Genomic DNA, 2,676 nt, shown 5'->3' on the forward strand with positions numbered 1-2,676 from the left:
CTTCTTGAGGGGATCCCAAGTAGCACGGGGCTCGAGGAATCCTGTGTGAATCTGCCAGGACCACCTGGTAAGCCTAAATACTCCCTGGTGACCGATAGTGCACGAGTACCGTGAGGGAAAGGTGAAAAGTGCCCCGGTGAGGGGTTGTGAAAGAGTACCTGAAACCGTGTGCCTACAAGCCGTAGGAGCTTACATGAGGTTTGTCCTTGTGTGTGATGTGACTGCGTGCCTTTTGAAGAATGAGCCTGCGAGTTATGGTGTGTGGCGAGGTTAACCCGTGTGGGGGAGCCGTAGCGAAAGCGAGTCTGAAGAGGGCGTTTGAGTCGCATGCTGTAGACCCGAAGCGGAGTGATCTACGCATGGGCAGGTTGAAGCTCAGGTAAGACTGGGTGGAGGACCGAACCCACCAGGGTTGAAAACCTGGGGGATGATCTGTGTGTAGGGGTGAAAGGCCAATCAAACTCCGTGATAGCTGGTTCTCCCCGAAATGCATTTAGGTGCAGCGTTGCGTGTTTCTTGCCGGAGGTAGAGCACTGGATGGCTGATGGGCCCGACAAGGTTACTGACGTCAGCCAAACTCCGAATGCCGGTAAGTGAGAGCGTGGCAGTGAGACTGCGGGCGATAAGGTTCGTAGTCGAGAGGGAAACAGCCCAGATCACCGACTAAGGCCCCTAAGCGTGTGCTAAGTGGGAAAGGATGTGGAGTCGCAGAGACAACCAGGAGGTTGGCTTAGAAGCAGCCATCCTTGAAAGAGTGCGTAATAGCTCACTGGTCAAGTGATTCCGCGCCGACAATGTAGCGGGGCTCAAGCACATCGCCGAAGTCGTGGCACTGATACGTTAGTTCGTGTTGGTGGGTAGGGGAGCGTCGTGCAGCCGGCGAAGCAGCAGAGTGATCTAGTTGTGGAGGCTGTGCGAGTGAGAATGCAGGCATGAGTAGCGAATCGAGGGTGAGAAACCCTCGCGCCGGATGACCAAGGGTTCCTGGGCCAGGTTAATCCGCCCAGGGTAAGTCGGGACCTAAGGCGAGGCCGACAGGCGTAGTCGATGGACAACGGGTTGATATTCCCGTACCCGCTTCAATGCGCCCATACTGAACCCCTTGATACTAAGAGTCCTTAAGTCCGTTGCCTCTTCGGAGGGGATGTGAGGCTGAACGCTCGGCCTGATTGGGTAGTAGGTAAGCGATGGGGTGACGCAGGAAGGTAGTCCAGCCCAGGCGATGGTTGTCCTGGGGTAAGCATGTAGGGCGGGACGTAGGTAAATCCGCGTTCTTTAAGCCTGAGATGTGATGCCGAGCCGATTGTGGTGAAGTGGATGATCCTATGCTGCCGAGAAAAGCCTCTAGTGAGTGTTGTGGCGGCCCGTACCCTAAACCGACTCAGGTGGTCAGGTAGAGAATACTAAGGCGATCGGGTGAACTGTGGTTAAGGAACTCGGCAAATTGCCCCCGTAACTTCGGGAGAAGGGGGACCTCTGCTGGTGATCGGGCTAGCTCTGTGAGCTGGTGGGGGTCGCAGTGGCCAGGGGGAAGCGACTGTTTACTAAAAACACAGGTCCGTGCGAAGTCGTAAGACGATGTATACGGACTGACGCCTGCCCGGTGCCGGAACGTTAAGGGGACCGCTTAGTCAGGGAGACCTGGCGAAGGTGAGAACTTAAGCGCCGGTAAACGGCGGTGGTAACTATAACCATCCTAAGGTAGCGAAATTCCTTGTCGGGTAAGTTCCGACCTGCACGAATGGCGTAACGACTTCCCCGCTGTCTCAACCGCAGACCCGGCGAAATTGCACTACGAGTAAAGATGCTCGTTACGCGCAGCAGGACGGAAAGACCCCGGGACCTTCACTACAGCTTGACATTGGCGTTTGGAGCGTCTTGTGTAGGATAGGTGGGAGACTGGGAAGCTCGGACGCTAGTTCGGGTGGAGTCATTGGTGAAATACCACTCTGGTCGTTTTGAACGTCTAACTCTGGTCCGTGATCCGGATCGGGGACAGTGTCTGGTGGGTAGTTTAACTGGGGCGGTTGCCTCCTAAAGGGTAACGGAGGCGCCCAAAGGTTCCCTCAGCCTGGTTGGCAATCAGGTGTTGAGTGTAAGTGCACAAGGGAGCTTGACTGTGAGACTGACGGGTCGAGCAGGAGCGAAAGCTGGGACTAGTGATCCGGCATCGGCGTGTGGAAGCGGTGTCGCTCAACGGCTAAAAGGTACCCCGGGGATAACAGGCTGATCTTCCCCAAGAGTCCATATCGACGGGATGGTTTGGCACCTCGATGTCGGCTCGTCGCATCCTGGGGCTGGAGTAGGTCCCAAGGGTTGGGCTGTTCGCCCATTAAAGCGGTACGCGAGCTGGGTTTAGAACGTCGCGAGACAGTTCGGTCCCTATCCGCTGCGCGCGTAGGAGACTTGAAAGGAGCTGTCCCTAGTACGAGAGGACCGGGACGGACGAACCTCTGGTGTGCCAGTTGTACCGCCAGGTGCACGGCTGGTTGGCTACGTTCGGAAGGGATAACCGCTGAAAGCATCTAAGCGGGAAGCTCGCCTTGAGATGAGGTCTCCCACCCTGTGAGGGGGTAAGGCTCCCGGTAGACGACCGGGTTGATAGGCCGGGTGTGGAAGCACGGTAACGTGTGGAGCTGACCGGTACTAATAGGCCGAGGACTTGACCACAAAGCA

General features: G+C 56.6%; 1 rRNA gene. It reads left to right on the top strand.

The features are described from left to right. Positions 1-2,670 (top strand): 23S ribosomal RNA (locus ACTWPV_RS49610); the annotation flags it as partial. Positions 2,671-2,676: the final 6 nt, after the last annotated feature.

The sequence above is a fragment of the Nonomuraea sp. KM88 genome (genome assembly GCF_052245635.1).
GTDB lineage: Bacteria > Actinomycetota > Actinomycetes > Streptosporangiales > Streptosporangiaceae > Nonomuraea.